This window comes from Aquimarina agarilytica ZC1, from assembly GCF_000255455.1.
GTDB lineage: Bacteria > Bacteroidota > Bacteroidia > Flavobacteriales > Flavobacteriaceae > Aquimarina > Aquimarina agarilytica.
On sequence record NZ_JH621293.1, the window covers coordinates 1 to 4,877 of the forward strand.

Here is a 4,877-nt window from a genome sequence, read left to right on the forward strand (position 1 = left end):
CCGAAATACGTGGCACGGTTTACTCCGAAATTACTGGCACAAATCGAAACGGAGTATCCAAGCCTGTGATGATAATAAAAAAGTAATACTAATTCCATAAAAGAATAATAAAAATGTTTTCATGATATTTATTTTATTGATTATTAAATACTTATAAATATACTGAAGAGCTTTGAGTTTAGTGTATTAAATGTTAATTTTGTTAAAATAGCATATTCTTTTAAGAAAAAAGATTTTAAACAAAAAATCCCCACTAACTAAATAGTGAGGATTTAAAGTGAGCCCAACGGAAGAAGTATCGAACTTTCTCACCTTGACGATTTTGATGTTATTGTGAGTTTTATGAGAGCAGTGAATTAAATAATAAAAATTTAGCCAAGAAAGACTAATTTAGGTTTAAGTTAGTCTTTCTTCCAACAGATCCTTCCAAAGTATAAACCCTTTTCTTCTGTCTGAATAATCATGAATTAGGCGACTAAAGTTTTTAGGTTTACTTTCTAGAAAATTTTGGCGACCATTATTCCTAATCATGTTTATATCGAGATCAATTGTACGTAGTTTTTCTGAAAGCACATTTTTATTTTTATCAATGTGCCAAATGTATGTTGCCTCTTCTGTATCTAATGTCTCAAGAATAATATGATACTGTTCCTTTCCTGTTAATAGAAACACAAAAGAAAATGGATTCAAAACAAAACGTAGTTTTAGCATCGTACGATCGTGTTTTGTTGCTAAATACCTTAACTGTTGAAAATGTTTAACCTCCTTACTTAGCAAAAGATCGTTTAGTAATTCTTCTTCAGATTTATATAATGAAGAACCTTTTTCTTCTTGTAGATGATCTAAATCAAGTAAATTTTCACTTATTTCTGTTAAATGTTTTTTTTGAAGAATACTCTTTTCTATAAAGCGGAATTTTACACTTTCGATGATTTCTCGATTAATCATTTCCAAATCTTTAGAATCAGCTATTTGGGAAATTACTTTTCCATTTAAGATTTCTGCAAAAATATTCACTTCTACATTTTTTGATTTTAAAAACTTAACGAAGTAGGGTTTTAAGACATCAAATTCAGGTCGTATTTCATCATTTTCTATTTCGAATTCAAGTTCTATTGGAATTTTTGATGTTTTATATTTAAAAGCAATAGCTCCATATCGAAAGTCAAATCTATCAATCGGTGTTTTTATTGTCTCTTTAACTGAGATAACATTTTTAGATATTTCTTCTATGTTCTCTGATTCTTCAAATAAAGATGCTTGCCTATCAAAGTGTCGATAATAAGTGTTTCTTTTCAGAAAAAGCTTGTTTAAATAATCAATTTTTTGATCTCGATAATCATAGACAACAGGAGTTATTTCCGATCGTTGAACACGACCTATATACTGAACAAGTTTCCCTTTGAAAGAGAATGGGTATACTAAAAACACACAAGAAGCATTTGTTAAATCAGTTCCTTCTCCAAAAAATTGCCCTGTAGTTATTAGAGCTTGATAATTTCCTTCATTAAGAATCTTCCATTTCGCTTTTCTATTACTTTCAGAGTCTTCTCCACTTAATGTGATGGTTTCAAAGGATTGTTTTAGTAATTGATACAATGTATCAATGTGCTCTTTTCGTTCGGTAATTATAACAACCTTTTTTCTTCTATTTAATTCGTTACGTACATCACTTAGGATAAGTTTATTTCTAGTAGAATCATGAACAAGTACCTTTGATAACGTTTCAAATGTATCCGTTTTAGAATTGAAAGGGATGTCTAAGCTTGTTTCTCGTATGTTAATTCTTGCTCTTTTATAGTTTTCAATTTCTTCAGGTTTAATATCAGCTATAATTCTACCTAGATGAATAAATATTTGTTTTCCATCGCTTCCTTTTCGAAAAGGTGTTGCTGTTAACCCATATTGATAATAAGTTGATAGTCTTGAAATTGTTTTTCTAAATGTTTCTGCTGGTACATGGTGGCATTCATCAATAATGATTATTCCAAATCGTTTAGCAAGACCTTCTATTTCTTGTTTTTCAAGTTGTTTACCTAAACTCTGAATCATTGCTACTGTGATAGTCTTCCCAACTTTCGCTTTGCCTTGTCCAATCTTTCCAATTTCATTTTTTGGAATCCCAAAAAATGCTTGAATTCGTTCGATCCATTGTTCTAAGAGCTGTTTACGATGGACAATAATTAAAGCTGGTTGTTGCTTTTCAGCAATGATTTTTAATCCAATTACTGTTTTACCTGAACCTGGAGGCGCTGTAATTACACCAAAATCTTTTTTGACGGTAGCTTCTATTGCTATATTTTGATGCGGTCTTAATATTATATTTGTAGAAAATTTAGTTAAAGGAAATTTCACTCTTTTATCTAGGAATTCAAAATCAATTTTTCCTTGTTTGCAATATTGAATTAACCTTCCTACAAAACCTCTAGGAATAATAATTTCATTTTCTGTTTCTTCAATAAACCTAAAATATCGTTTTGTATCCCACGTAGATTTACTCGTTTTCTTTTTAATAAAGTACTCAGGGTTTGCAAAATTTAATTCCTCTTTAAGAAAATTGATCAGCTCAGGTGTTATTCCCGATCGATTGATTATCACAGAACTATTAAGGGTTATATGCAGTTTATTCGAATTGAGCTTTTCTGTGACTGATGAAGCTAAATTATCTATCGCTAAAGATTCAAATATTTTATCAAGATGAGTGGTTGTTACTTTCTGAATAGAAGATAAGAAATCCCATTGATTTTCGTGTGGTTTTAAGTTGTTGTCTACAAAACAGCTGTTTCCTTGTTCTAATGTAGGTTTATAAAAAGGCAATGCAATCAGGTTTCCTAAACCTTTTCCAGAGAGAAAGTTTTGATTCGGAAATAAGCGGTCAAAACTTGAACTTTTGTCAAATACGGAAAAGATATTACCTTCTTCAAGTATTGAAATAAAAATCTTTCTACTCTTTATTGCTGGGTAAGCTTGATCAAAGAATATCCAAACATGAGCACCATTGCCTGACTTTGATCTTTCAAGATATGCCGAGATACCTTTATCTAAACATATATCAATAAATGTTTGACTTTCTTCTTTCCAATTTCGCTTGTCGAAATCAGCAACAATGAACCAAGAAGTATTGTCTTTGAGTAAAGGGTATATGCCAATTAGTTGTTCTCCATTTAAGTGTTTAGTAATTTGTTGGTCTGTAAGCGTGAGGTAGTTTTTTTCATTGAAAGTCTTAAAAGTACCTCCGTTTATTTTATGAAGTCGATATCTATATGGATCATAATGATAAGCAGGCATATATCCACTTTTATTACCCTTTTGCCAATGTATTGCAAAAACATCTTCTCTACAATTAAATAGGTTTCTAATCAGACTGATTTCTCTGTTCATTAGTTCCCGATTTTTTTTTAGCAATTTCAATAGCTCTATGCAATTTATTTTGCAGTATTTCTTTAGATGGCAGGAGTGTTAAATACTCAGCTACTCTTATATTACTTTTGTCCAATTGCAGTAATTCTACATGTTCTTCATTTTTCCCAGTACAAAGAATTAAACCTATTGGACTATTTTCACCATCTACGATTTCGTGTTTTTCAAGGTAGCGGAGATATAATTCCATCTGCCCTTTATATGAAGCTTCAAATTCTCCGATTTTTAGATCAATTGCTACTAATGATTTTAATCTTCGATGATAAAATAGTAAATCGATATAGTAATCCCTACTGTCTATCGTTATTCGTTTTTGACGTGCCATAAAAGCAAAGTCACTCCCAAGTTCTGTTATAAACTTTTGGAGCTCTACAAGAATAGAACTTTCTAAATCTTTTTCCGAATAAGAGTCTGATAACCCTAAAAAATCGAGAAAATACGGATCTCTAAAAACTAAATCAGGAGAAATATTCTGATTTTTATCTAGTTTAACTAAATCCTTTTTAATTGTTTCTTCGGGTTTCTTACTAATGGCTGTACGTTCATAAAGCATCGATTTAATTCTCTCTCGAAAAGTCCGTACGCTCCATTTCTCATGAATACATAGTTGCAAATAGAATTCACGTTTTAAAGGGTCTTCTATAGGTATAATTGTTAAAATATGCGTCCAACTTAATTGTCGTATCATTGATACGACAATCTTTTCATCTGGAAAACAAGTAGCAAATTGCATCATTCTACGTAGGTTTTTCTCAGAAAAGGATGTGCCATATTCAGTTGACAATTGTCGTGACAGTAATACGACAATTTGTTTACCATAAGCACCTCTTTCATTTTGCAAAACCTCTTGATTGATTTTTCTTCCAATTTGCCAATACATTTGACTCATTGTAGCATTAACTGAGAGCGCAATTTGTTGCTTGCTTTGCTCAATAAGTAATTGAATTTCCTTGGTAACTTCTTTTATATTACTTACTTCTTTATCCATGATAAACCCTAATCGTTGAAAAGCAAATATACTTACTTCATTTAAAATGTTTTTAGTATTAATTCTGGTTTATGTAACTATTTATTAAACAGTGTTTAGGCGGTTTTTAAAACCTTTATATATAGTCTAAATTATTCCCGTGAAGATTTCAAACCAGAAAGGACTCGAACATTAAGCAACTAAAAAACAACAACTTAATTAAATTAAAGAAATAAAGTAGATAATATAGGTGTAGAATTAGATACTTATTAAACAACTGATAATCAAAAGAATAAAAAGGAGATAAATCTAAGATTTATCTCCTTTGTGAGCCCTGAAGGATTCGAACCTTCGACCGCCTCCTTAGAAGGGAGGTGCTCTATCCAGCTGAGCTAAGAGCCCGTAGTTTTTATGTTTCTACGAAAACAGTGTCGGGGTGGCAGGATTCGAACCTGCGACCTCCTCGTCCCAAACGAGGCGCGATGACCGG

At 31.3% G+C, this 4,877-nt stretch carries 2 protein-coding genes and 1 tRNA gene; all 3 read right to left on the reverse strand.

All coding sequences use genetic code 11. The features are described from left to right. Positions 1 to 396: 396 nt before the first annotated feature. The gene (locus KQA_RS0216735) at positions 397 to 3,381 is read right to left on the reverse strand and encodes a DEAD/DEAH box helicase (protein WP_010182719.1); all 2,985 of its coding nucleotides are present in this window, start codon (positions 3,379 to 3,381) and stop codon (positions 397 to 399) included. Then, positions 3,356 to 4,408 carry a PDDEXK nuclease domain-containing protein gene (locus KQA_RS0216740; RefSeq protein WP_010182720.1) on the reverse strand — a complete coding sequence of 351 codons (1,053 nt, stop codon included), beginning with the start codon at positions 4,406 to 4,408 and terminating at the stop codon, positions 3,356 to 3,358. Before KQA_RS0216740 ends, KQA_RS0216735 begins: the two co-directional genes overlap by 26 nt. Positions 4,409 to 4,715: 307 nt before the next feature. After that, positions 4,716 to 4,789, reverse strand: a tRNA-Arg gene (locus tag KQA_RS0216745). Positions 4,790 to 4,877: the final 88 nt, after the last annotated feature.

Bases quoted from the DNA above. Each gene is read 5' to 3' on its own strand.
- KQA_RS0216735 (WP_010182719.1), bottom strand. From the start codon at position 3,381: ATGAACAGAGAAATCAGTCTGATTAGAAACCTATTTAATTGTAGAGAA.
- KQA_RS0216740 (WP_010182720.1), bottom strand. From the start codon at position 4,408: ATGGATAAAGAAGTAAGTAATATAAAAGAAGTTACCAAGGAAATTCAA.